Consider the following 25672-nt stretch of genomic DNA (forward strand, 5'->3'; position numbering starts at 1 on the left):
CGCGCCTCCCGTCCGTCCTCCGGTCGCGCTGTCTCGTGGGCCGCGTCGTCAGGCCGACTCGCGCAGGAGCAGGCGGTGCCGCACCGTGCGCTGCACCGCGTCACCCTGCCGCGGCAGCTCGCCGGCGAGCATGCCGAGGGCGAGGTCGAGCGCTTCACGCGCGACCTCGTCGAGGTCCACCGCCAACGTGGTGAGCGTCGGCGAGACGAGCGAGCCGAGCGGCAGGCCGTCGACGCCGACGACCCGGAGCTCCCGCGGGACGTCGACGCCCGCCCGCCGACAGGCCTGCAGGACACCGAGCGCCATCACGTCGTTGAAGGCGAGGATCGCGTCCTGTCGTCGGCGTCGCCGGAGGATCCGTGTCGTCTCCTCGGCGCCGCACTCCGCCGTGCCGTGCTCCGCGTGCACGAGCTCGGGCAGGTACCCGCGCCGCTGGAGGGCGTCCATCATGAGGATGCCGCGGACACTCGTGTGCTCCGGCGAGGAGTTGTCGAGCACGACCGGGTGCCGGACCCCGGTGGCGACGAGGTGGTCGGCGAGGACCTCGATCGCGTCGGCGGGGTCGATCCAGACGGCTGCGGTCGGTGGCTCCGAGTACGGGTCGAGCTCGACCATCGGCACGGTGCCGAGGAGCTCGCGCCACCGGTCGCGACGGGAGCCGAGGTACCCGATGACGACGTCCGTCTGCGACCCGAGCGCCTGCACCATCCGGTCGGCGTCGCTCGCGAGGTCGACGTCGGCGAGCATGACGTTCCAGCCCTGCTCGGCGGCGAGTCGGAAGACGGCCGAGGCCAGCTGCGGCGTGTAGGGGTTGCGCAGGTCGTTCACGACGAGGCCGAGCTGGTGGTCGCCACCCGTGACGAGCCCGCGGCCGAAGCGCGACGGCCGGTAGTCGAGGCGCTCCGCGGCGGCGAGGACCCGTTCCTTCGTCGCCGCGCTGATGCCGGACATGCCGTTCATCGCCCGGGTGACGGTCTGCCGGGACACCCCGGCGGCCGCGGCGACGTCGATGATCGTCGCCCGGCCGCCGGGTGCGGGAACGGGTTCGGTCAGTCGCGGAGGTCCAGCCATGCCACCTGTTCCGGAGTGAGGTCGACGGAGAGGCCGGTCATGGACGACCGGGCTTCCGCGATCGTACGCGGTCCGAAGAGCGGGAACGTCGGGAACGGCTGGTGCAGCACGTAGGCCAGGGCGATCGCCGTCGCGGGGACGCCGAACCGCTCGCCGAGCTCCGACGCACGGCGCAGCCGCTCGAAGTTCTCGTCGCTGTAGTAGCAGCGCACGAGTTCTGCGTCGCTCGTGTCCTCCGGCTTGGCCCGGCCGGTGAAGAACCCACGCGCCTGCGAGGACCAGGGCAGCAGGGGCACCTGGCGCTCCTCGAGCCACTGCTTCGACGCCGCGTCGGTGGCGTGCTCGCAGCCGGCCCACGGCACGTCGTACGCCTCGGCCAGGCCGAAGTGGTTGCTCAGCACCTCGAACTCGTGCTTGCCGTTCGCGCGGGCGTAGGCGTTCGCCTCGTCGAACCGGGCAGGGGTCCAGTTCGAGCCGCCGTACACGCGGATGCGGCCAGCACGACGGTGCTCGTCGAGGACGTCGACGAACTCCCCCACCGGGATGTCCGTGTTGTCGCGGTGCATCATGTAGATGTCCGCGTAGTCGGTGCCCTGGCGCTCGAGGCTCTCGAGCAGCTGCCGGGTGAGGGACTCCGGGTCGCAGTACGGCGTGTGCGCGCCCTTGGTGATCACGACCACGTCCTCGCGGACGCCGCGGTTCTGGATCCACTTGCCGAGCCGACCCTCGAGCACGCCCCCGCCGTAGATGTAGCCGGTGTCGAACACGTTGCCGCCCTGCTCCACGAACAGGTCGAAGATCGCGCTCGCGTGCGCCAGGTCGGGCTGGTTGTCGACACCCATCACCAGTCGGGACATGCGCTTGCCGACACCCGCGACCTCGCCGTAGCGCATCGGGTTGTCGGCACGGTCGGGCTCGTGCGCGGCGACCGTGAGGGGTCGGCCGCTGACGGTCGGGATGTCGGCGGTCTCGGCTTCGAACGGGAAGCGCAGACCGATCGCGGCACGCCACTTGTCGAGCGTCCGGGCGGTGGCGAGCGACTCGTCGAGGGTGAACTCGGGGGCGTCGACACGACCGGCCGCGAGGGCCGCCGTGGTGGCGTCGGCCTCGAGGGCGTAGGGGTGCGCCCCGGCGAAGGACAGCGTGCGCGGGTCCTCGTCGACCGTGCTGATCTCGATCGTGGGGTCGTCGCCGAGGGTCCACGGGTCGGTGAGCGTGATCTTCCCCGTGGTGCCGTGGACGACCACGGCGTTGTCGTCCTGCACGCGGACGCCGGTCCGGAGGTTCGCGGTGATCCCGCCGGTGTAGCTGAGCTGTGCCACCGTCCACTCGTCGACGCCGGTCGGGCCGACGGTCCCGGTGGCGGTGAGCTCGGTGGGCTCGGCGACGGCCACGCCGGTCGCGGCCTGCACGATCGCGGCCGTCATGGTCACCGGGTAGCCGCCCACGTCGAGGATCCCGCCGCCGGCCGTGTCGACGTCGAAGAGTCGGCCGGAGCGGCTGCCCGCCCGGAACGCGAACGAGGCGTCGACGTGCGTGACGGTACCGATGGCACCCTGCCGGACGAGGTCGAGCAGGGCCGCGGTCTGCGGGTGGAAGCGGTACATGTACGCCTCGACGAGGGGCAGGCCGGCCTGGCGTGCGGCGTCGGCGAGCGCCATGGACGTGCCGTGGTTCGGCGAGAGCGGCTTCTCGCAGAGGACCGCCTTGCCCGCCGCGAGCGCCGCGAGGACGAGCGCCGCGTGCCCGGTGTGGACCGTCGAGACGTAGACGGCGTCGACGCGCGGGTCGGCGAGCACCTCGTCGTAGGTGGCCGCGACGACGTCGGCGAACCCGTGCTCGGCCGCCTCGGCAGCGAACGCTCCCGCTCGCTCCGCCGATGAGCTGCCGGCGGCGACGAGGGTCGCCCCGACGCCACTCGAGGGCAGCTGGGAGAGGAAGCGGCGGGCGATCCCACCGGGGCCGAGGACGGCCCAGCCGGGGGTGTCGTGCCCCGTCGAGGAGGTGCTGCTGGCGGTGGTCGCGGTCTGCGCTGACATGCGGATCCCTATCGTGTCGTGAACCTTCACGGTCCCGACGACCGTACCCGTCCGTCTCCGCACCTGCAACGATGCGGATGCTTGACACGGCGTGTCGGCCGGGGCATGCTCTGACCACTTCGTGAGCGTTCACGGTCGAGCGCTCAACGGTTCCGCATCTCAACGACGAGAGCAGGCACACCAGTGACAGCAGCAACGCACAGTCTCAGCCGGCGGGGGTTCCTCGCCGGCGCAGGCGCCCTCGGCGCACTCGCCACCACGGCCCTCCTCGCCGGGTGTTCCACCGGTACCGCGATCTCCAAGGACCCGGACGAACTCGTCCTCTGGTACTGGAACCGGTCCCTCGACCCGAAGTTCCTGAAGCAGGCGGCCCGGGGCATCAGCGGCCACGAACCGATGCGGCTGCGGCCGGACCTCATCGGCGGGGCGTCGTACGACACCAAGTTCCGGACCGCCCTCGCCGGGAACGCGTTCATCCCCGACGTCCTCATGGTGAACTCGAACTGCTGGCTCTACTTCCCCGACGAGGACCTCTTCACCGACTTCGATCCCTCCGCCACCGAGAAGTCCGCCTACTACGACTGGAAGCTCTCGCTCGGCCGGACCCCGTCCGGGCGGCAGTGCTTCTGGCCCGTCGACACCGGCCCCACCGGCTTCTTCTACAACCAGGACGTCCTGCAGAAGGCCGACCTCCCCACCGACCCGGACGAGGTGAGCGCGGCGATCCAGACCTGGGCGGACTTCCGGACCTTCGGCAAGCAGATCAAGCAGAAGACCGGTGCCGCGACGATCATCACCGCGACGCAGCTCTTCAACCAGTTCGTCTCCGCGAGCCCCACGCGGTACTTCGACCGTGACGACCAGCCGCTCTACCACGACGACGACAGCTCGATCCGGAAGGCCTGGGAGAACGCGGTCGAGTCGATCCACGCCGGGATCACCGGCAACCTGCAGTCCGGGACCGACCAGAACGCCGGGTGGGTCGCGGGTCGGGTCGCCGGGCAGATCGAGGGCGCGTGGTGGACGCAGATCATCCACGACACGGCTCCGGACCTGTCCGGGAAGTGGCGGATCGCCCGGCAGCCCGAGCGACCGGGCAACAGCGGCGGCTCGTTCCTGGCCGTGCCCAAGACGTCGAAGAACCCGGAAGCCGCGGTGGCGTTCGCCAAGTGGATCACCGGCGCGGACGTGCAGTCCCACACCTACAACGACATCCAGCTCTTCCCGTCGACACCCGCGTCGTTCGAGAACGGCATCATGCGCAACCCCGGCGACTTCTTCGGGGACCAGAACCCGCTCGACTTCTTCAGCAAGGCCGCACCGGAGGTCCCCGTGACGTACATCTCGAACTCGGAGCGGTTCATCGGCGCCTTCGCGACCGAGATCACGAACGTGGAGTCCGGCGGCAAGGACCCGGAGCGTGCCTGGCAGGACGCCATCGACCAGACCGACCGCGTCCTGGCGAAGCGCGGGGTGTCGGCATGAGCGCGCCGATCCGCGAGAAGACCGCCACCACCGCGAACCCCGTCGTCGGGGGCGCCCCCACCGCGTCGATCTCCACCGCGGCGACCGGGCACCGCTTCAGCCTGCGCCGGTTCTGGCCGCAGTACGTGGCGATCGCGCCGTTCTACGTGCTGTTCCTCGTGTTCGGGCTGTTCCCGATCGTCTTCTCGATCGTGCTGTCGTTCACCGACTGGGACGGCGTCGGCTCCCCCGCGTTCGTCGGCCTCGCGCAGTACCAGTACCTGCTGACCGACCCGCGGTTCTGGAACGCCGTCTCGAACACCTTCATCATCTGGATCATCTCGACCGTCCCGATGCTGTTCCTCGCCCTCGTGCTCGCGTTCCTGCTGCACGGCAACATCCGGGCGAAGGGCTTCTACCGGGTCGCGTTCTTCATCCCGAACGTGACGAGCATGGTCGCGATGGCCATCGTGTTCGGCTCGGTGTTCTCGGACGGGTTCGGGCTCGTCAACGCCGCGCTCCGAGCCGTCGGTGCCGACCCGGTCGGCTGGCTCTCGTCGTACTGGGGCATCAAGGTCACGATCGCGGTCATGGTCATCTGGCGCTGGACCGGGTACAACGCGATCATCTACCTCGCCGGCCTGCAGTCGATCTCGACCGAGCTGTACGACGCGGCGAAGGTGGACGGCGCGAACACCTGGCAGATCTTCACGCGCATCACGATCCCGATGCTGCGGCCGGTCATCCTGTTCACCGTCATCACGTCGACCATCGGTGGCCTCGGGCTCTTCACCGAGCCGCAGATCCTGTTCAACGGGCAGGCCGTCGGCGGCCCCGACGAGGCCGGCATGACGATCGTGCTCTACCAGTACGACCAGGCGTTCAACCAGTTCGACTTCGGGTACGGCTCGGCGATCGCCTGGGTGCTGTTCTTCTTCTCCGTGGTCTTCGCGATCATCAACTGGCGACTGCTCAGCGAGCGCGACGGGCTCAAGACCCCACGGCGACTGCGCACCCCGCGCACCGTCACGACCAGCGCGAAGGGACCCCGCGCATGAGCGCCGACACCGCACCCCGCACCACGAACACCGCCGCCGCACTCGGCCGGCCGAACGCCGTCACCGACGGGCCCGACGGCCACCGCCGGGGGTTCAGGCACGGCTGGGTCGGACGGCTCGTCACGCACCTGTGCCTCATCGTCGGCGTCGTGCTGTCGATCTTCCCGTTCTACTGGCTGCTCGTCATGTCGACGTCGTCGAACGCGCAGATCTTCGGCTACCCGCCGTCGCTGTGGTTCAGCGACCACACCATGCAGAACCTCGCCACGGTGTTCAGCAGCGTCGACATGCTGCGGGCGCTCGGCAACACCGTCATCGTCGCCGGCGGCACCGCGGTCCTGGTCATGCTGTTCGACTCGCTGGCCGCGTTCGCCTTCGCGAAGTACGAGTTCCCGTTCAAGCGCTCGCTGTTCACCGTCATGCTGGCGACGTTCCTCGTCCCCGGCAGCCTGTCGCTCGTGCCGAGCTTCGTGCTCATGGCGCACCTCGGGTGGATCGGTGGACTCCAGGCGCTCATCGTCCCCGGGGCGGCGAACGCGTTCGGCATCTTCCTCCTGCGGCAGTTCGCCACCGGGTCGATCCCGAACGAGGTCATCGACTCCGCGCGCGTGGACGGCGCCGGGTTCTTCCGCACCTGGTGGTCGATCGCGGTCCCGATGCTCCGCGGAGGCCTCGCGTTCCTCGGCATCTTCACCTTCATCACGGCGTGGAACGACTACGTGTGGCCGTTGATCGTGCTGATCGACCCGAAGGGACAGACGCTCCAGGTGGCACTCGCCTCGCTCAGCTCGGTGAACGCGACCGACCTCGGCTCGGTGATGGCCGGTGCCGTGATCAGCGTGTTCCCGCTCATCGGGGTGTTCATCATCGGCTCGAGGCACTTCATCGCGAACATCGCGGCGGGGGCGCTGAAGGGCTGACCGGACCCGCAGGCGCCGTGGAGGATGGCCCACGGCGCCTGCGCTGCGCCCGCCGTGTCGTCGGCACAGCGCCTCCTCCGCGCCTGCGCTGCGCCCGCTCCGCGCCCGCCGGACGCGGCACGCCCGCGTCCCATGGCAGACTTCCGGCATGGCAAGCGCCCGCGATCGTGTCCTGGACAGCTTCGTCGCCATCGTGTGCGAGGAAGGAGAGCGTCCGGCGACCCTCGACGCCGTGGCCGCCCGGGCCGGGGTGTCCAAGGGCGGACTGCTCTACCACTTCGGCTCGAAGGCCGCCCTGGTCGAGGGACTCTGCGAGCGCCTGTCCGACCTCTCCGCCATCGACGTCGAGCGCATGCGTGACGCCGAGGACGGCGCCGCCCGCTACTTCGTGCGGAACTGCCAGTTCGTGGGCAGCGAGCTCGACCTCGCCCTCCTCGCCGCGAGCCGACTGCAGCAGGCCGGCTACGAAGAGGCGGGCCGCACCCTCGACGAGACCGAGAACGCCTGGCTGGCCACGCTCGTCGACTCGCTCGGGGACGTCCCCACGGCGCAGGCGATCAAGCTCATGGGCGACGGGCTGTACCACGCGGCGTCCCTCGGCGCCGCCAGTGAGGTCCGACCGGACCGCGCCTCGGTCGACATGGAACCGCTCCTCGCCGTGGTCGACCGGTTGATCGCCACCCGCCCCGGCGCGTGAACCGAGTTCGTCGCTCCTGGGGATAGACTGGGTCCGATCCACCCGCCTGATTCCGGAGGTACCACTGTGGGCCGCGTCATCGCCGCTGTTTTCTCGATCCTGCTGCTGCTGGTTTCGATGTACCTGTTCGGCTTCGCGTTCCAGGTGAGCTCGGGTCAGGCGTTCATCTTCATGGGCGGTCTCGTGCTCATGTGCCTCTCCTTCTTCCTGCCGATCCACGTGTTCGGCAAGCGGTAGTCAGCACCACCGCACACGAACGGCCCCGCACCTGAAGAGGTGCGGGGCCGTTCGCACAACGGAAGTCACCCCGCACCACGTGATCGCGTGGCGCGGGGTGACTTCGGTTGTGCGAACGTAGGAGCGACGCGCTGACGCGCTGACGCGCGGCGGGCCAGGAGGCGCGGGTCGCCTACGCGAGCACGCGCAGCCGGCGCAGGGTCACCACGGTCGACACGGCGGCGTGCACGGCCTCGGCCCCCTTGTCCTCCTTCGAACCGGGCAGCCCGGCACGGTCGAGGCCCTGCTGCTCGTCGTCCAGGGTGAGCACCCCGAACCCGACGGGCTTGCCGGCGTCGATCGCGACCCGGGTGAGGCCGCTCGTCGCCGCGTCCGAGACGTACTCGAAGTGCGGGGTCCCACCGCGGATGATCACGCCGAGGGCGACCGCCGCGTCGAACCCGGCCTCGAGCGCGGCCTTCGCGACCACGGGCAGCTCGAAGCTCCCGGGGACGGGGATGACCTCCGCCGTGGCCCCGAGCCGCTCGACCTCGCGCTGCGCCCCGGCGAGGAGGCCACCGGCGATCTCGTCGTGCCACTGCCCGGCGACGATCGCCACCCGGATGCCGCTGCCGTCGACGTGGTCGCGGTCCGCCGCGCCTGCTCCGCTCATCGTGCCGTTCCTTCCGTGGGCGCGGACTCCGCCGCTGCCCGGTCTGCCGCGTCGAGCCACTCGGCGAGCGCGGCGATGGTGATGACGGGCACGCCGGCGCGTGCCCCGAGTCCGAGGAGTCCCGGCAGACGCATCATGCCGCCGTCCTCGTCGACGATCTCGCAGATCGCCGCGGCGGGCCGGAGCCCTGCGGCGGTGACCAGGTCGATCGCGGCTTCGGTGTGGCCCGCACGCTCGCGGACCCCGCCCGGACGGGCGCGCAGGGGCACGACGTGTCCGGGCCGGTGCAGGTCGTCGCGCACGGACGCCGGGTCGGCGAGGACCCGCAACGTGTGCGCTCGGTCGTGGGCGCTGATGCCGGTGGTGACCCCGACGGCGGCGTCGACGGTCACGGTGTATGCCGTCCCGCGGACGTCCTCGTTGTGGGCGACCATCGGCGGGAGGTCGAGTGCGTCGGCGATCTCGACGCTCACCGGTGCGCAGATGAACCCCGACGAGTGAGCCACCGTCCAGGCGATCCACTCGGGGGAGGCGAGTTCGGCGGAGAGGATGACGTCGCCCTCGTTCTCGCGGTCCTCGTCGTCGGCGACGATCACCGGGCGGCCGGCGGCGATGGCGGCGATGGCCTCGTCGACGCTCGACAACCCGAGCAATCCCGGGACGACCGCACCGGAGGCACCCGCCTGCGCGGCGGGACGTGCCCCGGCGACCATCACCGTGCCTCCTGGCCGAGCGTGGCACCCGCGAGCGGACGCGCGTCACCCGCGAGCGGACCCGTGGCACCCTCGAGCGGCCGCACCGCGGCGTCGAGCCGCAGCATCCGCCGGACGTGCCGGGCCAGGACGTCGGTCTCGATGTTCACCCGGTCCCCCGGCACGCGGTCGCCGAGCGTGGTGGCCTCGAGCGTCTCGGGGATGAGGCTCACCTCGAACCAGGCGGCCGCGGCGGGGGTGTCCTCGGAGGACACGGCGCTGACCGTCAGCGAGACGCCGTCGATCGCGATCGAGCCCTTGTCGACGACCAGGGGGCTGAGGTCCGGCGCGAGCGAGAACCGGACGCGCCGCCAGCCGTCGCCGTCCGCGGTCTCGAGCACGGTGGCGGTGCCGTCGACGTGGCCCTGGACGATGTGCCCGCCGAGCCGGTCGCCGACCGAGGCCGCGCGTTCGAGGTTGAGCCGGTCGCCGACCGCGAGCGACCCGTGCGCGCTCATGTCGAGCGTCTGCTTCATGACGAAGGCCGTGAAGGTCTCCGGGGTCTGCTCGACGACGGTCAGGCAGACGCCGCTCGTCGCGATGGAGTCGCCGTGCCGGGCGTCCTGCACGACGACGGGCCCGCGGACGGTGAGCGCGACGGAGTCGCCGTGCTGCTCGACGGCGGTGACGGTGCCGAGTTCCTCGATGATGCCGGTGAACACTGGTGTCCTCTCAACGGGACTCCGGGGGCGTTCGACGATCGTCGGCATCGACGGACGGGTCGCACCCACGGATCGTGGGACGTCTCGTCCGCCAGCGCGCCTCCCATCCGGACTTTCACCGTCGGTCCCGGAGTTCCACCGGGTCAACCTCTGCCGGGTTCGCACCCGTCATCAGTTCGTGGACTGTCACCACCGGTTCGGACTTGCACCGACCCCGGAGCGCTTGCGTACCGGGAACGATACCCCACGCAGGTGACGGACACGTTGCGCCGGTTCCGTGGGCGTAACCGGACGTCGCGTGACCGCGCTGCGGTCCAGGAGGCGCGGTGCGGCCGACCCCGCGACCCGCGTCCGCCACCCGGTCCCGCTGGCCGCGGGGCGGAGGTGCGCCGCGCCTCCCGAACCGTCCGTCGGTCCGTCTGCTCAGCCGCGCCCGCGCGCCAACGCCACCGCCTGCCGGAGCGACAGGTCCGGCAGGTACGCGCGCACCACCGCGATCCCGATCGCCGGCAGCGCGACCGGGTCCGGGTAGGCGAGCACCAGCGGGTGCAGCTCGGGGCCGAACTTCTGCTTGAACCGCAGCAGCGACCGGAACCCGTAGACCGGCTCGAGGACCCCGCCGACCAGGTCCAGCAGGCTCTGCACGCCGTCGTTCGCCTGCGGGCCCTCGGCGGCCTGCGCGAGCGGGGCCGCGGACAGGCTGAGTCGCTCGACGCCGTCCTCGCGCATCCGGTCGGCCGCACTCGCGACGAGGAACTCCATCACGCCGTTCGGTGCCGCGGGTGTGCGTCGCATGACGTCGAGCGTCCAGGCGACGACCCGGCCGTCCCGGTACCCCGGCAACCAGCTGGTGACCGCGAGCACCGTGCCCTCGGGGTCCTGCGCGACGAGGGTGCGCACCGCGGGGTCGCGCATCTCGTCGACCCCGCCGAGGGTGAACCCCATCTCGGGCAGCTCGCGCTCGGCGACCCACTCCTCGGAGATCGCCTCGATCTGCCGGGTGGTGGACGCGGGCAGCTGCTGCCAGCTCGACCAGGTCGCGGTGAGGCCCTCGCGCGCCGCCTTGTTCACCGAGGTCCGGACGTCCTGCTTCTTCTTCCCGCTCGTCGTCCACGTCCGGGGGTCGAAGTCGGCGTCCTCGGCCACCGGGAGCGTCGCCCAGCCCTGCGCGGTGAGCACCCCGGCGGTCTCCGCGCCGATGCCGTAGAAGACCGCCGTCCAGCCGTTGTCGTCGCACCACCGGGCGAACGCGGTCATCGCCGCCGTGCGGGCGTCGGGCCAGCCGAAGGGCCCGCCGACCGTCACCGCGACGCGGCCGTTGCGGCGGAAGGCGACGCCGGCGCGACCGTCCTCGGCGAACCAGTAGGCGTTGCCCTGCCAGGTCGTCATCCAGCCGAACGCGTCCCCGCCACCGGCGACGAGCAGGGCGCGGGCGCGCTCGCGGTCGGCGTGTGCAGCGTCGGCGTCGGTGTCGGGTTCGACGGCACCGGTCGGCCGGACGGCGGCGATCGCCACGACCAGCCAGAGCACCGGTCCGCTCAGCCCGAGCACGAGCCGGAGCGCGTGGTCGAGCGACGGGAGCCGGTCCCAGAAGCTCACCGGTGCGAGCGGGCCCAGGGCGGCGAGCGCCAGCCGCAGGGGGTCCTCGACGTGGTGCGCCGAGGACGCGGCGACGACCAGCACCACGACGACGATGCCGACCGCGGCCGCACCGACGGTGACCGCGAAGGCGACGACGCGGCGGCGGCTGGTGAGCACCGTGAAGGACCGCCGCAGCACGACGAGGACGACCGCGGTCCCGAGCGGGACGACGATCGACGCGACGATGGACACGTCGGTGACGAACTGGTCCTCGAGGCCGTGCTGCGCGACGACGCGCCCCGGGACGAGGCCGTAGGTGATCGCGGCGGCGATCGCCGTCACCGTGTCGACGACGACCACGAGCCACACCGCGAAGCGACTGCCGCGGAAGAGTCCGAGTCCGCCGACGACGAGCACGAGCAGGGGCGCGACGGCGAGCACGAGGGTCCACGGGTCGGTCGCGCGGAAGGACAGGAGCCCGCGGAGGCACTCCCCCGCGACCGCGTCCGCACGGCAGCCCCGCACCGGGGTGACGGGGCCGGCGCCGACGACCGCGGCGATCGGTGCGAGGAGTCCCACCCGCGCGCGGGACACCAGCGCGATGACGGGGCCGACGGCGGACACCAGCACCGCGGTGCCGAGCAGCACCCGGATCTCGCGGTGCGAGCTGCGCACCCAGCCCTGCCGCTTCGGCGTGCGGCGCAGGAGTTCGCCGAGCAGCCACCCGGCGGCCGCGGCGAGGACGGCGGACAGGTCGGAGACGTGTCCGGCGTAGAGCAGGAGGGCGGCGACCACGGCGAGGGCGTTCACCCGGATCCGCCGCCGCCACAGGGTCCCCGCGAAGGCGCTGGCGGTGACGACCGTGCCGACGATGGCGGTCCAGGGGTCGAAGCTCGTCGCCCGGCCGAGCACCATCGGTACGGCGCCCTTGCCGTCGAGGTCGACGAGCACGGCGAACGCGGCGATGCCCGTGCCGACGACGGTCGTGACCACGAACGCCAGTGCCGTGCGCCAGGACCCCATGAGCCGCTCCGACGCCCCGACGAGCACGACCACCCCGGCGAGCGTCAGCAGCAGGGCGAGCACGCCGGTCGATGCCGCGAAGACCCGGAACGGACCGAACACGGTCGCGTGCGCCCCGTGTTCCAGCCGGAGCACGAACGCGAGCGTCGAGGTCGCCAGCACGAGCAGGACGATCGCCGTGGTGACCGGGCGGGTGACGACGACCCGGCGGACGGTCGCCAGTGCCGATGCGACGCCGCTCACAGCGGTCCGCTCGCGGGGAGCCCGAGGTGCTCGAGCACCGGTGGGAGGCCGTGCGCGAGCACGTAGCGGACGGTGTTCCAGTCGTGCGCCGACCCTGGGGAGACGACCAGCTGCGTGGCGATGCCCTCCCGCTCGGCCGCCGCACGGAGCGTGGCGGTGGACGCCTTGTACGGGGCGTCGTCCCCGCCCACCCCGAACACGACGAGGTGGTCGGCGTACCGGCCGTGGGCGCGCATCTCGGCGACCGGCGTCGCGGCGTCGTAGGCGGAGCGGGAACCGCCGAAGCCGACGGCGATGGTGTGCTGCAGGCTGCCGTTCTTCGGGGCGATCTCGCTCGAGATCGCCAGCGCGGACCCGAAGACGTCGGGGTGGGCGGACGAGAACTGCATCGCGCAGGTGGCCCCCTCGGAGAAGCCGACCACGCCCCAGCCCGTCGGTGCCGTGGCGACCGCGAGGTGCTTCCGGATCCAGTCGACGGTGTCCGTCATGACGTAGGTCTCGCTGCGCCCGAGCCGCCGGGAGTCCACGCACATCGGGTTGCGGTTCGGAGCGCCGAGCTGGTCCGGGGCGACGACGATCGGGGCGAGGCCGTCGTGCGCTGCTGCATACCGGTCAAGGTAGTGGCCGATGTCGCCGGTCTGGAAGAGGTCGGCCGGTTCGCCGGGTTGCCCGGAGAGTGCGACGAGCACGGGCAGCGCCGGGGCGTTCCGGACCTGCGCAGCCGGCGGGAGCCACACCACGGCCTTCCGGGCGTGGAAGTGCGAGATCGTGCCGGGGATCGTCACGCTGAACGTTTCGCCCTCCTTCGGCATGTCCGCCGGTGCGTGCCAGTCGTGCAGGTCGACGAGCCGCTCGGCCGCGGGGTCCCGTTCCGCCAGGGTCCGCGTCTTGTACGGGTTCGTGGCGATGGCCTGCTCGACGTTCTTGTAGAAGCCGAAGTCGACGTTGATGCCGAGTCCCGCTGCGAGCAGCAGGCTCGCGGCGGCGGCCCCGGCGACCACCCGGCCCGCCCAGCCGCCCTGCACGAGCAGCACGACCAGCAGCAGGATCCCGGCGCACGCCAGGGCGACCCACATCCGGGTCACCGAGGTGAACGCGACACCGAACGCGTCCTGGACGTCGCCGAACCACCAGACGAGCGCCAGCCCGGCGACCGCACCGACGCCGAGGGCGGCGATCCGGACGAGGACGCGGCCGAGCGATCGCGGCCGGGCGAGGAGCGCCCACACGACGAGGACGGCGGCGAGCACGTCGACCGGGACGAGGACGGTCGAGCCCGTGATGGGGATGCGCAGGAGGTCGTGGAGCACGCTCTCATCGTGGCGCTGCCCTGCTGCCGGGCGGCCTCGGAGGCGCTTCTGCTCCGCACAGGTTCGCCATGGTCGGCTCCCAGAGAGCCTTCGGCGTTCGTCCAGCGGACGGCGGACGGCGGACACAGGTCCGGCCGACGGCGGGCACGGGTGCGAGGGGCACCGCGGCGCGGTGCCCCTCGAGCCCGTCGGACGTCAGTGCCGCTTGCGCAGCACCAGGGTCCCGGCTCCGGCGAGGAGCAGCAGCAGGGCGATGCCGGCAGGGACGACCGGCGAGGACGCTCCCGTGTAGGCGAGGGCCGGCTGGCTGCTCGACGCAGCCACCGTGCGGACGGCGGCCTGGACGACCGTCGAGGCACCGGCGGTCGTCGCGACGACCGTCGCGGGCCGGGAGGCGCTGGTCGCCACGGCCGCGCCGGCCCCGGTGGCCGGGGTGGTCACCGTGACGGGCGTGGTGCCGTCGCCGGCGCCGTTCCCGTCGCCGGGGTCGGTGCCGTCACCAGGGGTGGTGCCGTCACCGGGGTCCGTGCCGTCACCAGGGGTGGTGCCGTCGCCCGGGTCCGTGCCGTCGCCGGGGTCGGTGCCGTCACCGGGAGCGGCGCCGCCACCGGGCGTCGTGGTCGAGCTGGTGCCGTCGCCGACGATGCCGATGCCGTTGCCGCCGATGGTGATCGGGAGGCTGATCACGGGTGTGATCTGGCTGCCCGAGAGCAGTCCCCCGTCACCCGAGGTGGATCCGCCCGTGGTGGGCGTCGTGGTCCCGGTCGCCGGGGCCGTGGAACCCGTGCTCGTGCCGTCACCGACGAGGCCGATGCCGTTCCCACCGATCGTCACCGGGACCGACACCACCGGGGACACCTGCGTGCCCGAGGCCGTGCCGTCCGACCCCGAGGTCGAACCACCCGCGGCCGGCGTCGTGGTGCCGGTCGCCGGGGCAGCTGCCCCCGCCGAGGTGCCGTCACCGAGCAGCCCGATGCCGTTGCCCGACACCGTCACCGGGACCGACACCACCGGGGACACCTGCGTGCCCGAGGCCGTGCCGTCCGACCCGGAGGTCGAACCGCCTGCGGTCGGCGTCGTGGCGCCGGCCGCCGGGGCAGCTGCCCCCGCCGAGGTGCCGTCACCGAGCAGCCCGATGCCGTTCCCCGACACCGTCACCGGGACGGACACCACGGGCACGACCTGCGTGCCCGAGGCCGTGCCGTCCGACCCCGAGGTCGTCGGCGCAGCGGCCGGAGCAGCCGGCGTCGAGTCGGCGGGCGCCGACGCGGCAGGAGTGGCGGCAGCGGACACGGCGTCGCCGCCGACCGCCACCGCGTTGCCCGTCGCGGAGCCCGGCGCGGTCACCGCACCGGCGACCTGCGTCCCCGAGGCGATGCCGTCGGCACCCGACGTGGACGGTGTCGCGGCCGGAGCCGAGGACGACGGTGCGGCCGGGGCCGCGGGCGCTGCCGGACGGGTGACCGACGACACCGCGTCGCCGAGGACCCCGAGTGCGTTGCCGGTCGCGGACACCGGCGCGTCGATCGACGGCGCCACCTGTGTGCCCGAGGCGGTGCCGTCCGCTCCGGAGGTCGTCGCCGCGTTCGCCGCGACCGCACCCCCGAGCGTCAGACCGCCGACGAAGAGGGCGAACCAGAGCCCTCTCGAGACGTACTTGTTCATGATCGTTGCTCCCTGATCGAGATGAGATGTGGACCGACCGCGATGGCGGCCGGCGGTGCGTGCCTGCCGTGTCGGACAGGCGCACCGATCTCAGTCAGGGGCGACGTCGTGCTCGCCGACGATCGACGCGGGGACCGCGTCGTCGGCGATGGTGCCGCGTGACCCCGCGGCGAGGGAGACCTGGTCGTCGGAACCGACGATGCCGACGGCTGCTGCCGACCCGGCGGAACCGGCAGCGCTGCCACCGAGGGCACCGGTGGCGGAGCCGTCCGCGGGGCCGCCGAACGTGACGCCGTGGCCCTCGGGGACGAGGAGTGCCCGGCCGCCGAACGACGCGTCCTGCACGCCCGGTGCAGCGGCGGCGCTCGCGCCTCCGGCGAGCACGGAGGCCCGCACGGTGGCGACGGCGTCCGTCCGCTCGGCAGCGCTGCCCGGCGCCACGGTTGCCGGCGCGACAGCGCTGGCAGCGCCCGGGGACGTGAGCGACGGTGTCGACGCGACCGGGGCCGTGGACGTGCCGCCCACCGGAGCGGTGGGGAGGCCGACGACGGGATCCGTGCCTCCTGGCAGGACGCCGCCGACCGTCGGAGGCAAGCCGGTGAGCACGTCCGGCACCGATCCGACGACCGTGCCGACGCCGCCGAGGGTGTCGTCCACCAGCCCGCTGACCGGGTCGGTCACGGTGCCGAGGGTGTCTTCGCCGAGGACCGTTCCGACGACCGGGAGGCCGCCGACCACCTGGTCGAGCGAGTGCACGACGGTGGTCACGGGGCGAGCGTCGGTGAAGGTCTGGACGGCGCCGGTGACGGGACGGAGGACGGTCCCGACCGTGCCGGTGACGGGCCTGGAGGCGCTGCTCGCCTCCGCCGGTCCGGCCTGCGGTGCTGCGGGGGTCGCGCTGGTCGCTGCGGGTGCCGCCGCGGGGGCGGTCGCGGGCTGCGCTGCCGGTGCTGCAGGGGCAGGCGCGGCGTGTGCCGGTGTGGACGGTGCCGGAGCGGCGCTCGACGGCTGCGTGTGGGCCGGAGCGGCGCTCGACGGGCGGGTCGGTGCCGGAGCTGCGGGTGCCGGCGCCGCCGGGGCCGCCGGTGCCGGGTGCGCTGCCGGGGCGCCCGGTGCGGGCGCGGCCGGAGCTGCCGGAGCGGCGGGGACGACGGCCTTCCGGACCGGGGCGACGACGCCGTCGACGACGTGCCCGACCCCACCGGCGACGCCCTGGACGGTGTCGCCGAGACCGTCGACGACTCCGCCGACCAGCCCGCGCTCCTGCGACGGGTGGGTCTGCAGCGTCTGCTGGGCGGGCGCGGGGGCCGCCGCGGCCGGACGAGCGCCGAGCACCAACGAGAGCAGCACGAGGGCAGCGGCGATGCCGACGCCGAACACGACGTACCGGATCATCGCGCGCCAGGGTGCGCGCAACGGCTGGTCCATGCGCTCACCTCCTGATCTCGGCTGCGCACGTAGAGTGGTTGTCCGGCAATGTACGCCGCTCCGTTCCGGAACGCACCCTGTTTCGGAAGAAATCGTCAGGAAAGGCCGGTCTTGGTCTCGATCTTCAACGCCCCGACGCGCAACCTGGACGTCGTCACCCTGCACGAGATCCTGCGACTCCGGCAGGACGTGTTCGTGGTCGAGCAGGCAGCCGCCTACCCGGACATCGACGGGCGCGACCTCGAGCCCGGCACGCTGCAGTTCTGGGCGGGGCAGGGCTCGGTCGACGCCACGCTCCGGCTCCTCCGCGAGGACGACGGCACCGAGCGCATCGGCCGCGTCGCCACCGCGAAGGCCGCCAGGGGGCAGGGGCTCTCGTCGCTGCTGATGGAGGCCGCGATCGCCGAGGCACGCTCCCCGCGCATCGCGATCGACGCCCAGGCGCACCTCGAGCAGTGGTACGCCCGGTTCGGGTTCGTGCGCTCGGGCGAGGACTTCAACGAGGACGGGATCCCCCACCTCCCGATGACCCGCACGCGCTGAGTCAGGCCCGCCAGCGCCGGAGCTCGTCGAACGACCGCCCCTGCTGTGCACGGTCGGCGACGAGCCGTTCGAACACGATGTTCGTCTGCGTCGTCGCCACCGAGGGGTCGCCGCTGAGCTCGTCGGCCACGAAGTCGCGGAGCTGCTCGGTGGACGTGCACGCGATGTGCACGAGGAAGTCCTTGTCGCCGGCCAGGAACGACACGTCCTGCACGACGGGCACCCGGAGCAGCCGCTTCGCGAAGTCGCGGAGCTCGTGGCGCGCTGCGGCGTGCACCCGGACCGAGACCATCGCCTCGATCGCGAAGCCGAGCCGTGCGACGTCCACGTCGGCCCGGTAGCCACGGATGACCCCGGCGTCCTCGAGCGCACGGACGCGCGTCAGGCACGTCGACGGGGCGATGCCGACCGCAGCGGCGAGGCGGTTGTTCGGGATCCGGGCGTCGGCGGCGAGGGTCCAGAGGATCCGCTCGTCGACCTCGTCGAGGCGCGGCGCGGGATCGGGGCGACGGACGTGGCGATCGGACACGGCTCGACGCTACCGCGGCCCGGCGAGGAGCTGCCGCAGGACCCCGGTGAGCGCGTCCGAGACCGCCTGGTGGTCGGCCGACGCGAGCGGCTCGACCTTCGTGGACGTCCGGAGCATGGTCATTCCGAGCACCACCGCCAGGGCGATCTCGGCGCGGAGGAGCAGGTCGTCGGTGACCTCGTCGTGGACGGCCCCGGCGAGTCGTTCGGCGTAGCGGCGCAGTGTCTCGCGGCGGATGGCGTCCGCGCCGTCGTCCCCCGAGGAGCGCAGCAGCAGCATGAGCTGGAGCGAGTCGTCGTCGGTCGGGGACCGGACGGCGTGCTCGATCATGCCGGCGAGGGACCGCTCGAGGTCCGGCACGGGCCGCTCCTCGGCGCCGAGGTCGCGGGCGACGCGGTCGAGACACTCCCGGAAGAGCCCCTCCTTCGACACGAAGTACCGGTTGATCAGGGCGACGTTCACGCCGGCGTCCGCGGCGATGTCGCGCACGGTGGTGGCCCGGTAGCCGTCGAAGGCGAAGCGACGTCGCGCGGCCTGCACGAGCAGTCGGCGGGTTGCCTCGGCGTCCTTGCTCATGCTCCGAGCGTAGCGGTTCGGGGACTGATGTAAGCAATTGTTGACATCAGCCCGGAACCGCGTACCCTCGTCAAGTCAGCAACTGTTTACATCCGAGCGTACGGAGCACGATGACCGAGACCATGGAGACCCCGCGGACCGGGTCCCACCCCACCACCGGTGCGCGCCGACCGAACAGCACGGCGATCATCGTCTACCTGTCGCTCGGCGGCCTGTCCTTCGCCGTCCTGCAGTCGCTCGTCGCACCGGCGCTGTCGACCATCGGACAGGACCTCGGCGCCTCCACGAGCGCGACGAGCTGGGTGCTCACGGCGTACCTGCTCTCGGCGTCGGTGCTCACGCCGATCCTCGGCCGGCTCGGGGACATGATCGGCAAGCGCAAGGTGCTCATCGTCGTCCTGTCGATCCTCCTCGTCGGCGCCGTCCTCGCCGCTCTCGCACCGAACCTCGGCACGCTGATCGTCGGTCGCGCGCTCCAGGGTGCCGCCGGTGCCGTGATGCCCCTGTCGATCGGCATCGTCCGCGACGAGCTCCCGAAGGAGAAGGTCAGCGTCACGATCGGCCTGCTGTCGGCGATCTTCGGCATCGGCGCGGGCGTCGGGATCGTCGCCGCGGGCCCGATCGTCGAACACCTCTCGTGGCACTGGCTGTTCTGGCTCCCCGCCGTGCTCGTCGTCATCGCTCTGCTCGGCGCGGTCTTCGGCATGCCCGAGTCCCCGGTCCGGAAGCCCGGTCGCCTGGACATGCTCGGCACCGGTGTGCTCGCGGTCTCCCTGGTCGCGATCCTGCTGGCGATCAGCGAGGGCGAGACCTGGGGTTGGGGCGACGGCAAGACCATCGGTCTGCTGATCCTCGGCGCGGTCGCACTCGTCGCCTTCGTGCTCGTCGAGCTCCGCGTCGCCGAACCGCTCATCGATGTCCGGCTGTTCGCGGTCCGCGGCGTCTGGACGGCCCACGTGGTCGCGCTCGTCTTCGGCTTCGCGATGTTCGGCACGTTCGTCCTCGTCCCGACGCTCCTCCAGCTCCCGACCGCCGTCGGGTACGGGTTCGGCAAGGACGTGACCGAAGCAGGGCTCTTCCTGCTCCCGACCGTCGTCATGATGATCATCGCCGGGCCGATCGCCGGCATCCTCGTCCGCAAGGTCGGCCCGAAGCCGCCGATGCTGCTCGGTGGGGTCGCCATCGTCGCCGCGTTCCTCATCCCCGCGATCTCGCACGCCGCGATCGCCGAGGTCGTCGTGTCCGGCGTCCTGACGGGCATCGGCATCGGCCTCGCCCTCGCCGCGTGCTCGAACGCGATCATCGAGAGCGTCCCCGCGAACCAGACCGGCGAGGCCATCAGCGCCAACACCGTCGTCCGCACGATCGGCTCCAGCGTCGGCACCGCGGTCATCGCGGCACTGATCACGTCGCACACCACCGCGCAGGGGCTGCCGACCGACGACGCGTTCACGATCGGGTTCTGGGCGTGCACGGGCGTGGCCGTCCTCGCGGTCCTGGCCGCCGTCGCGGCACCGTCGATGCGGGCACGGCGGGCCGCAGCCGCCGCACGCGGGATCGACGACCTGGACGAGATCGCGTCCTAGCGCACGACGGCGGTCGAGACCCGACCGTCTCCGGAGGCCCGGCCTGCGTCGTCGACGCGAGCCGGGCCTCCAGTCCGTCACCCGCTCGTCCCCGCGGCGGACGCGCCGAAGCCCGTGTTCTTCTCGGCGCGTGACCGTTCCGGTTCGCGATCCCCGGCATCCGCGAACCAGAACGGTCACGCGCCGGACGGAACCTGCTCGTCACCGCCGGTCCTGGGAACCCGCCGAGCATGCGCGTCGGACACGTGACGACTCCCGTCCCCGACGCGTCACCCTGGTGGGTGCGGACGACCGCGCCCGAAGAACAGGAGACACCATGAGCACCGACCACGACGACACCACGACCGGCAAGCCGTCCTTCCGTGACACCGTCACCGCCGGGCTCGTGCAGAAGGCGCTCGAGCCGGTGCTCCGCGCCGTCCGTGACGAGGTCGCATCGGCACGACGCGAGATCGGCGACCGCGTCAGCGGCGCGAAGACGGGCCTCGTGCTCACCGGTGTCGCGGTGGCGTTCGCGCTGACGACCCTCGTCCTGCTCGCCGGCTTCGTGGTGGTGCTGCTTGCGCTCGTGCTCCCGCTCTGGGCCGCGACCGGCATCACGCTCGTCGTGTTCGGCGTCGTCACCGCGGTCCTCGCGGTCGTCGGCATCGCCGGCATCCGTCGGGGTGTGCCGCCGGTGCCGTCCGACACGATCCACGAGGTGCAGGAGCGCGTGGCGAACCGCTGACTACATCGCGAGCGTCATGCCGACGACGGCGACCGTCATCGCGAAGACCTCGCCGCTCCGGACGGCACGCCGGTCCTCTCGTGCCCACTCGTGGCGGAGCAGCCACCCGCTGAACGCGGCGTAGCCGATCACTCCGGCGCCGAGCACCGCGGTCAGGGCGATGCCGTGGCCCGCGTGTCCGTCGGCGATGCCCGTGGCGTGCCCCATCAGGAGCATCCCGGACATCACGACCGCCGACAGTGCCCGGTGGACATCCATCGGCTCAGCGCGGCGACCGTCGGCGCGCCGCCGCCGCATGACGGGCAGCGGCGCGAGGAGCAGGAGCACGGTGGCGGCGAGGAGCGTCCACACCGCTCCGGCGTGCACGACGGGCATGAGCATCGCGACGAGCATCACCGCCGCGGGGACGATCACGCCCGGGCGAGGCCGGTACCGGTCCCCCACGATGCAGCACACCGACGCGAACTGCGGCACGACGAGCATGGCGTCGGCGACGGTCTCGTGCACGGGGTGTCCTCGGGCGGCGGGGTGGTGCGGGTCGGGGTCAGTCCTCGGTGCGGCCAGCGGCCTTCGCGGCACGCTCCTGCTTCACGCGGGCGTTCTCGGCGTGCACCGCGGCCTGCGTCGCGCGCTCGCGGACGAGCCACTCGGGCTTCTGCTCGAGCAGCGTCTTGATCTCCGCCGTGGTGAGCGGTTCGTCGATGCCCGCACGGGTCAGCCCCGAGATCGACACGCCGAGCTTCTGCGCCACGACGGGTCGCGGGTGCGGTCCGTCGCGACGGAGGTCCTCGAGCCAGGTCGGGGGTTCCGTGCGGAGTTCGTCGAACGCGGTCCGGCTGATCGGCGCGTCCCGGAAGGTCTCCGGGGCGGCCGCCAGCAGGATGCCGAGCTTCTTCGCGGCCGTCTCGGGCTTCATGGTCTGTTCCTGCGCCATGGACACAAGGGTACGGCCCCTATGCTCGGTTGCATGACCGCGGCACTCACCATCGCCTTCGTGCCGGGGGTGTCCCCCGCGAAGTGGGCCCGCGTCTGGCGCGAGCGCTTCCCCACGACCGAGCTCCGACTCCGCCCGATCGGAGCGGACGAGGTCGACGACGCGCTCGCCGGCGAGGCCGACATGGTGTTCGCCCGGGTCCCCGTGTCGGACGCGCACAACGCCATCCCGCTCTGGACCGAGACCGCCGTCGTCGCGATGCCGAAGGACTCCCCGCTCGCTGACCTCGCCGAGGTAGACCTCGCCGCGACGGACGTGCACGTCGTCGACCCCGGCCCGGTCCCGGAGGACGTCGACGCCACGCTCGACCTGGTCGAGGCGAACGTCGGCGTGGCCGTCCTTCCCCAGTCCCTCTTCCGTGCCGCGAGCCGCAAGGAGCTCGTCAGCCGCACGCTCGCCGGCTCGCCCGGCACCCGGATCGTGCTCGTCTGGCGTTCCGAGGACGCTACCGAGACCACCGAGGAGTTCATCGGCGTGGTCCGCGGGCGCACCGCGAACAGTTCGCGGGGTGAGCAGGACCAGCCAGGAGGCGCGGCTCCCGACCCGAAGGACGGGTCGCGTCCGGCGAAGGGCGGCGGCAAGGCCGCACCGTCGAACGCGAAGACGGTCGCCAAGCGCGGCGCCACCAAGGGCACCGGTGGCAAGAGCGGCGGCGGGAAGAACTCGACCGGTCGCGGCCGTGTGCAGCGCGGCATGAAGGGCAAGCCGAAGCGCGGGTCGAAGGGCAACCGGTGACGGACACGCACCTCGTCGCGATGCCGGCCGAGCGACTGCCCGGGTGGCTCGACCGAACGATGGCGGAGTACGTCGAGTCACGCATCCGGGCGGGCGAGACGCGGGAGCGCGCCGAGGCGAACAAGCAGCAGTCCCTCGACAAGTGGTTCCCCGACGGAACGCCGCTGCCCGAGCACTTCGTCTGGGACGTCCTGGACGGTGCCGAAGCCGTGGTCGGGTTCCTCTGGATCGGCCCGTTCGCACCGAGCAGCACCGACTGGTGGGTGTTCGACGTCGAGATCGACGAGCCGCACCGACGCAGGGGGCACGCCCGCCGAGCACTCGAGCAGGCGCACGAGGTCGCCCGCGCGAACGGCGCCCGGACCATCGGCCTGAACGTGTTCGGGTACAACACGGGCGCGCAGGACCTCTACGAGCGACTCGGCTACGGCGTCACCGCGACGCAGATGCAGCTCCCGCTCGACTGACTCAGCGCATCACGGCCGCGGCCGCCCGCGCCACCCGGTCACCACGTGCCGCTTCCGCTGCGGCACGCGCCTCGGTCACGATCCGGGTGTCCGCCCGGACGGCCGAACCCGCGTCGAACGGGGGCTGCGGGTCGTACTCGATCTGGAGCTGGATCGCCTCGGCTGCAGGCTGCCCGGCCAGTTCGGCCGCGAGCCAGAGCGCCATGTCGATGCCGGCGCTCACCCCGGCCGCGGTGACGACGGCCCCGTCGTCCACGACTCGGTCGTCGACCGGCTGCGCACCGAACGCCGCGAGCATCGGCTTCGATGCCCAGTGCGTCGTCGCGCGCTTGCCGGCGAGCAACCCCGCCGCGCCGATGACGAACGCGCCGGTGCACACCGAGGTCACCCACGTGGCGCGCTCGGCCTCGCGCCGGACGAACGCGACCACCGCGGGGTCGAGCATCGCGTCGAAGGCGCCGTCGCCGCCGGGGACGACGAGCACGTCGGCCGGGCTGGCATCACCGATGGTCGTGGTCGGTACGAGCGAGAGCCCGCAGTCGCTCGGTACCGGGTCGAGCGTCGCCGCGACGTACTCGACGCGTGCTCCCGGGACGCGGCACAGCACCTGCGCCGGCCCGGTCAGGTCGAGCTGCGTCAGGCCGGGGAACAACAGGAACGCGATCCGGATCTCGGCCGGGTCGTGCTCGGGGGTGCCGGCACCGGGGTCGTCGGACGGCTCGGGCGTCGGCACCTCGGCGTCGAGGGGCACCTCCACCACCTCTGCCTCGACCGGGTGGACGGGGCGGACGCGCGGGTTCTCGGAGCTCATGCCGCGACCCTAGCCCTGCACCGTCGGCACCGGCGGGATCAGCCCCAGACGCCGGAGGTCCCCCGGCGGTGGCTGCCGACGAGGTGCGTGTCGACGATGCCGAGCGCCTCCATCAGCGCGTACATCGTGGTGGGCCCGACGAAGGCGAAGCCCCGCTTCCGGAGCGCCTTCGACAGTGCGACGGACTCGTCCGACTTCGTCGGGACGTCGGCGTACGTGAGCGGCTCGGGCGTCGTCGCCGGCCGGAACGACCACACGAAGTCGGCCAGGCCGCCGTCCTCGCGCAGGGCGATCGTGGCGTTCGCGTTGGTGATCGTCGCGAGGATCTTCGCCCGGTTCCGCACGATGCCGGCGTCGGCCATGAGCCGTGCGACGTCGTCCTCGCCGAACGCCGCGACCGTGTCGGCGTCGAAGTCCGCGAACGCTGCCCGGAACGCCGGACGCTTCGCGAGGATCGTCCGCCACGACAGCCCGGACTGGAACGCCTCGAGCGACAGGCGTTCGAACACTCCGCGCTCGTCGCGCACCGGCATTCCCCACTCGGTGTCGTAGTAGTCGCGCAACAGCTCGTCACTCGATGCCCACACGGGCCGGGCGAGGCCGTCGTCACCCACGACGAGGTCGGACGGGGCAGCGGCGACGGGCTCGGAGCTCATGGCACCATCCTGGCCGTCGCCGCCGACACCCGCCGCCGACACCCGTCGTCGCTCACTCGGCGGGCGGACCGTCCTGCGCCGCCTGCGGGTCCATCCACACGTACTCCCAGCGGTGCCCGTCGGGGTCGACGAAGCTCCGCTGGTACATGAACCCGAGGTCCATCTCGGGGCGGTCCTCGGAGCCACCGGCGGCGACCGCTGCGTCGACGATCCGGTGCACCTCGTCCTTGGAGTCGGCGCTGAGCGAGTTGATGACCTCGATCGTGTCGGCGTCGGCGATGGTCTTCGTGGTGAACTCCGCGAACTTGGCGTGGGTGAGCACCATGACGTAGATGGTGTCGCTCACCACGACGCACGCCGCGGTGTCGTCGCTGAACGCCGGGTTGATCGAGTAGCCGAGTGCCTCGTAGAACGCCTTCGAGCGCTCGAGGTCGGCGACGGGCAGGTTGATGAAGACCATCGTGTCCATGGGGAGGATCCTTTCGTCGTGCTCAACCTGGCGCGCCCGGGGTCGGAGCGCAACCGTTTCATCGGCGAAGCAACCGGTACGCAATATACTGGCTCGATGCACCGCGCGTACGTCGACGAGTCCGAACCCGGCGGCGGTCGCGACCACACCGCGTACGTGATGGCCGCGGTGGTCGTGCACGACCGGGAGCGCGACGACGTCCGCGCCGGGATCCGAGCCGCGACGCCCCGTCGGATGCGGAAGCTGCACTGGTACGAAGCGCTGCACGCGCAGCGGATCTCGTGGCTCGAACTCCTGCGTCGCGCGGTCGCGGTCGTCGTCGTCCGCTACGACGGGGCGGCCGCGCGCGTCGAACGCCGACGGCGCCACTGTCTCGAACGCCTGGTGTGGGAACTCGAACAACGCGGCGTCGGGGAGATCGTCATCGAGTCCCGCGGACGGGCCCACGACGACGCAGACCGATCGATGTTCGATGCGCTCCGACGTCGAGGGGTCGGGCGCTCGGTCCGCCACGAGCACGTGCGCCCGGACGACGAGCCGCTGGTCGCGCTGGCCGACCTGGCGTGCGGCGCACACGTCGCCGCGCTCGACCACGAGTTCGACGGATCGGTCGTCCGCGTGCCGTGAACGCAGCCGGACAGCGCAAAACCCCGGTCCCGCGCTGGCTGCAGGATGCTCCGGGGCTCACTTCCGACCGAGCAGCACGCGGTCGACATATCAATACTAGGACCGCCGCGGATCTGCCGTCAACCGGCACCGGGACGGACGGGAGGCGCG

At 72.3% G+C, this 25672-nt stretch carries 26 protein-coding genes, 1 pseudogene and 1 riboswitch; of the genes and pseudogenes, 11 read left to right on the plus strand and 16 right to left on the minus strand.

The features are described 5' to 3' along the window. Nucleotides 1–48: 48 nt before the first annotated feature. Nucleotides 49–1071: a LacI family DNA-binding transcriptional regulator gene (locus tag BIV03_RS15855; RefSeq protein ID WP_071296384.1), complete on the minus strand. Its 1023-nt coding sequence runs from the start codon at nucleotides 1069–1071 to the stop codon at nucleotides 49–51. Then, the gene (locus BIV03_RS15860; protein WP_071296385.1) at nucleotides 1050–3110 is read right to left on the minus strand and encodes an aldo/keto reductase; all 2061 of its coding nucleotides are present in this window, start codon (nucleotides 3108–3110) and stop codon (nucleotides 1050–1052) included. Before BIV03_RS15860 ends, BIV03_RS15855 begins: the two co-directional genes overlap by 22 nt. A 183-nt stretch (nucleotides 3111–3293) precedes the next feature. Between BIV03_RS15860 and BIV03_RS15865 the strand changes: the two genes are divergently transcribed. From BIV03_RS15865 to BIV03_RS19840, 5 genes are all read left to right on the plus strand, one after another. After that, nucleotides 3294–4595 (plus strand): extracellular solute-binding protein, encoded by a 1302-nt coding sequence (locus tag BIV03_RS15865; RefSeq protein ID WP_071296386.1) that lies wholly within the window; start codon nucleotides 3294–3296, stop codon nucleotides 4593–4595. Then, nucleotides 4592–5632: a carbohydrate ABC transporter permease gene (locus BIV03_RS15870; RefSeq protein ID WP_083403485.1), complete on the plus strand. Its 1041-nt coding sequence runs from the start codon at nucleotides 4592–4594 to the stop codon at nucleotides 5630–5632. The genes BIV03_RS15865 and BIV03_RS15870 overlap by 4 nt, the downstream gene beginning before the upstream one ends. Then, nucleotides 5629–6552, plus strand: a complete 924-nt coding sequence (locus tag BIV03_RS15875; RefSeq protein ID WP_071296387.1) for a carbohydrate ABC transporter permease — start codon at nucleotides 5629–5631, stop codon at nucleotides 6550–6552. The genes BIV03_RS15870 and BIV03_RS15875 overlap by 4 nt, the downstream gene beginning before the upstream one ends. A 148-nt stretch (nucleotides 6553–6700) precedes the next feature. After that, nucleotides 6701–7249: a TetR/AcrR family transcriptional regulator gene (locus BIV03_RS15880; RefSeq protein WP_070418334.1), complete on the plus strand. Its 549-nt coding sequence runs from the start codon at nucleotides 6701–6703 to the stop codon at nucleotides 7247–7249. Nucleotides 7250–7315: 66 nt separating this feature from the next. Beyond that, complete coding sequence (locus BIV03_RS19840; protein WP_156794867.1) at nucleotides 7316–7486, plus strand: hypothetical protein; 171 nt, start codon at nucleotides 7316–7318, stop codon at nucleotides 7484–7486. A 172-nt stretch (nucleotides 7487–7658) separates the two neighbouring features. Here the strand turns inward: BIV03_RS19840 and ribH are convergent, their stop codons facing one another. The 7 genes and pseudogenes from ribH to BIV03_RS19220 form a co-directional block, all read right to left on the minus strand. Further along, nucleotides 7659–8138, minus strand: coding sequence for a 6,7-dimethyl-8-ribityllumazine synthase (gene ribH, locus BIV03_RS15885; RefSeq protein WP_070418333.1), 480 nt, complete (start codon nucleotides 8136–8138; stop codon nucleotides 7659–7661). A 50-nt stretch (nucleotides 8139–8188) separates the two neighbouring features. After that, nucleotides 8189–8791: pseudogene (gene ribB / locus BIV03_RS15890) on the minus strand (3,4-dihydroxy-2-butanone-4-phosphate synthase); the annotation flags it as partial. A gap of 59 nt (nucleotides 8792–8850) precedes the next feature. After that, a complete protein-coding gene (locus tag BIV03_RS15895; protein WP_071296388.1) occupies nucleotides 8851–9552 on the minus strand; it encodes a riboflavin synthase in 702 nt (233 codons plus the stop codon). A gap of 91 nt (nucleotides 9553–9643) precedes the next feature. After that, nucleotides 9644–9778, minus strand: a riboswitch (FMN riboswitch). 197 nt (nucleotides 9779–9975) lie between these two features. Continuing rightward, nucleotides 9976–12399, minus strand: a complete 2424-nt coding sequence (locus BIV03_RS15900) for a bifunctional lysylphosphatidylglycerol flippase/synthetase MprF (protein WP_071296389.1) — start codon at nucleotides 12397–12399, stop codon at nucleotides 9976–9978. Further along, on the minus strand, nucleotides 12396–13709 hold the full coding sequence (locus tag BIV03_RS15905) for an esterase family protein (protein ID WP_254790926.1): 1314 nt from the start codon (nucleotides 13707–13709) through the stop codon (nucleotides 12396–12398). Before BIV03_RS15905 ends, BIV03_RS15900 begins: the two co-directional genes overlap by 4 nt. Before the next feature lie 195 nt (nucleotides 13710–13904). Beyond that, nucleotides 13905–15374: a hypothetical protein gene (locus BIV03_RS15910; RefSeq protein WP_071296390.1), complete on the minus strand. Its 1470-nt coding sequence runs from the start codon at nucleotides 15372–15374 to the stop codon at nucleotides 13905–13907. A gap of 90 nt (nucleotides 15375–15464) precedes the next feature. Further along, nucleotides 15465–16802 carry a hypothetical protein gene (locus BIV03_RS19220; RefSeq protein ID WP_071296391.1) on the minus strand — a complete coding sequence of 446 codons (1338 nt, stop codon included), beginning with the start codon at nucleotides 16800–16802 and terminating at the stop codon, nucleotides 15465–15467. Nucleotides 16803–16913: 111 nt separating this feature from the next. Between BIV03_RS19220 and BIV03_RS15920 the strand changes: the two genes are divergently transcribed. Beyond that, nucleotides 16914–17345 (plus strand): GNAT family N-acetyltransferase, encoded by a 432-nt coding sequence (locus tag BIV03_RS15920; protein ID WP_070418328.1) that lies wholly within the window; start codon nucleotides 16914–16916, stop codon nucleotides 17343–17345. A 1-nt stretch (nucleotide 17346) separates the two neighbouring features. Here the strand turns inward: BIV03_RS15920 and BIV03_RS15925 are convergent, their stop codons facing one another. Together BIV03_RS15925 and BIV03_RS15930 are read right to left on the minus strand one after the other, a co-directional pair. After that, complete coding sequence (locus tag BIV03_RS15925; protein WP_070418327.1) at nucleotides 17347–17874, minus strand: Lrp/AsnC family transcriptional regulator; 528 nt, start codon at nucleotides 17872–17874, stop codon at nucleotides 17347–17349. 9 nt (nucleotides 17875–17883) lie between these two features. Beyond that, a complete protein-coding gene (locus BIV03_RS15930; RefSeq protein ID WP_071296392.1) occupies nucleotides 17884–18450 on the minus strand; it encodes a TetR/AcrR family transcriptional regulator in 567 nt (188 codons plus the stop codon). Nucleotides 18451–18560: 110 nt separating this feature from the next. Here BIV03_RS15930 and BIV03_RS15935 point away from each other — a divergent pair, with 110 nt between their 5' ends. Then, nucleotides 18561–20036 carry an MFS transporter gene (locus BIV03_RS15935; RefSeq protein ID WP_071296393.1) on the plus strand — a complete coding sequence of 492 codons (1476 nt, stop codon included), beginning with the start codon at nucleotides 18561–18563 and terminating at the stop codon, nucleotides 20034–20036. A 316-nt stretch (nucleotides 20037–20352) separates the two neighbouring features. After that, on the plus strand, nucleotides 20353–20763 hold the full coding sequence (locus BIV03_RS15940) for a phage holin family protein (RefSeq protein ID WP_070418324.1): 411 nt from the start codon (nucleotides 20353–20355) through the stop codon (nucleotides 20761–20763). On the opposite strand, the gene BIV03_RS15945 is transcribed toward BIV03_RS15940, so the two are convergent. Together BIV03_RS15945 and BIV03_RS15950 are read right to left on the minus strand one after the other, a co-directional pair. After that, entirely contained in the window at nucleotides 20764–21270 is a 507-nt protein-coding gene (locus BIV03_RS15945; protein ID WP_071296394.1) for a hypothetical protein, read from the minus strand. A 37-nt stretch (nucleotides 21271–21307) separates the two neighbouring features. After that, nucleotides 21308–21697 (minus strand): DUF5997 family protein, encoded by a 390-nt coding sequence (locus BIV03_RS15950; protein ID WP_070418322.1) that lies wholly within the window; start codon nucleotides 21695–21697, stop codon nucleotides 21308–21310. Between the two features lie 33 nt (nucleotides 21698–21730). Here BIV03_RS15950 and BIV03_RS15955 point away from each other — a divergent pair, with 33 nt between their 5' ends. Together BIV03_RS15955 and BIV03_RS15960 are read left to right on the plus strand one after the other, a co-directional pair. Then, nucleotides 21731–22492, plus strand: a complete 762-nt coding sequence (locus BIV03_RS15955) for a LysR family transcriptional regulator substrate-binding protein (RefSeq protein ID WP_175475905.1) — start codon at nucleotides 21731–21733, stop codon at nucleotides 22490–22492. Beyond that, the gene (locus BIV03_RS15960; protein WP_083403489.1) at nucleotides 22489–22959 is read left to right on the plus strand and encodes a GNAT family N-acetyltransferase; all 471 of its coding nucleotides are present in this window, start codon (nucleotides 22489–22491) and stop codon (nucleotides 22957–22959) included. Before BIV03_RS15955 ends, BIV03_RS15960 begins: the two co-directional genes overlap by 4 nt. A gap of 1 nt (nucleotide 22960) precedes the next feature. On the opposite strand, the gene BIV03_RS15965 is transcribed toward BIV03_RS15960, so the two are convergent. The 3 genes from BIV03_RS15965 to BIV03_RS15975 are packed head-to-tail and all read right to left on the minus strand — an operon-like array spanning nucleotide 22961 to nucleotide 24895. After that, nucleotides 22961–23770 carry a DJ-1/PfpI family protein gene (locus tag BIV03_RS15965; protein WP_083403490.1) on the minus strand — a complete coding sequence of 270 codons (810 nt, stop codon included), beginning with the start codon at nucleotides 23768–23770 and terminating at the stop codon, nucleotides 22961–22963. 38 nt (nucleotides 23771–23808) lie between these two features. Then, on the minus strand, nucleotides 23809–24426 hold the full coding sequence (locus BIV03_RS15970; protein ID WP_071296402.1) for a DNA-3-methyladenine glycosylase I: 618 nt from the start codon (nucleotides 24424–24426) through the stop codon (nucleotides 23809–23811). Between the two features lie 52 nt (nucleotides 24427–24478). Further along, on the minus strand, nucleotides 24479–24895 hold the full coding sequence (locus BIV03_RS15975) for a VOC family protein (protein WP_071296396.1): 417 nt from the start codon (nucleotides 24893–24895) through the stop codon (nucleotides 24479–24481). Between the two features lie 18 nt (nucleotides 24896–24913). Between BIV03_RS15975 and BIV03_RS15980 the strand changes: the two genes are divergently transcribed. Beyond that, on the plus strand, nucleotides 24914–25522 hold the full coding sequence (locus tag BIV03_RS15980) for a DUF3800 domain-containing protein (RefSeq protein ID WP_139202021.1): 609 nt from the start codon (nucleotides 24914–24916) through the stop codon (nucleotides 25520–25522). Nucleotides 25523–25672: the final 150 nt, after the last annotated feature.

Origin of the sequence: Curtobacterium sp. MCBA15_016 (genome assembly GCF_001865105.1) — a bacterium.
Lineage (GTDB): Bacteria > Actinomycetota > Actinomycetes > Actinomycetales > Microbacteriaceae > Curtobacterium.

Excerpts from the sequence above, each read along its gene's own strand:
- BIV03_RS19220 (WP_071296391.1), bottom strand. The coding sequence starts at position 16,802 with ATGGACCAGCCGTTGCGCGCACCCTGGCGCGCGATGATCCGGTACGTC.
- BIV03_RS15855 (WP_071296384.1), bottom strand. The coding sequence starts at position 1,071 with ATGGCTGGACCTCCGCGACTGACCGAACCCGTTCCCGCACCCGGCGGC.
- ribH (WP_070418333.1), bottom strand. The coding sequence starts at position 8,138 with ATGAGCGGAGCAGGCGCGGCGGACCGCGACCACGTCGACGGCAGCGGC.
- BIV03_RS15870 (WP_083403485.1), top strand. The coding sequence starts at position 4,592 with ATGAGCGCGCCGATCCGCGAGAAGACCGCCACCACCGCGAACCCCGTC.
- BIV03_RS15970 (WP_071296402.1), bottom strand. The coding sequence starts at position 24,426 with ATGAGCTCCGAGCCCGTCGCCGCTGCCCCGTCCGACCTCGTCGTGGGT.
- BIV03_RS15975 (WP_071296396.1), bottom strand. The coding sequence starts at position 24,895 with ATGGACACGATGGTCTTCATCAACCTGCCCGTCGCCGACCTCGAGCGC.
- BIV03_RS15880 (WP_070418334.1), top strand. The coding sequence starts at position 6,701 with ATGGCAAGCGCCCGCGATCGTGTCCTGGACAGCTTCGTCGCCATCGTG.
- BIV03_RS15935 (WP_071296393.1), top strand. The coding sequence starts at position 18,561 with ATGACCGAGACCATGGAGACCCCGCGGACCGGGTCCCACCCCACCACC.
- BIV03_RS15965 (WP_083403490.1), bottom strand. The coding sequence starts at position 23,770 with ATGAGCTCCGAGAACCCGCGCGTCCGCCCCGTCCACCCGGTCGAGGCA.
- BIV03_RS15930 (WP_071296392.1), bottom strand. The coding sequence starts at position 18,450 with ATGAGCAAGGACGCCGAGGCAACCCGCCGACTGCTCGTGCAGGCCGCG.
- BIV03_RS15940 (WP_070418324.1), top strand. The coding sequence starts at position 20,353 with ATGAGCACCGACCACGACGACACCACGACCGGCAAGCCGTCCTTCCGT.
- BIV03_RS15955 (WP_175475905.1), top strand. The coding sequence starts at position 21,731 with ATGACCGCGGCACTCACCATCGCCTTCGTGCCGGGGGTGTCCCCCGCG.
- BIV03_RS15950 (WP_070418322.1), bottom strand. The coding sequence starts at position 21,697 with ATGGCGCAGGAACAGACCATGAAGCCCGAGACGGCCGCGAAGAAGCTC.
- BIV03_RS15875 (WP_071296387.1), top strand. The coding sequence starts at position 5,629 with ATGAGCGCCGACACCGCACCCCGCACCACGAACACCGCCGCCGCACTC.
- BIV03_RS15860 (WP_071296385.1), bottom strand. The coding sequence starts at position 3,110 with ATGTCAGCGCAGACCGCGACCACCGCCAGCAGCACCTCCTCGACGGGG.
- BIV03_RS15910 (WP_071296390.1), bottom strand. The coding sequence starts at position 15,374 with ATGAACAAGTACGTCTCGAGAGGGCTCTGGTTCGCCCTCTTCGTCGGC.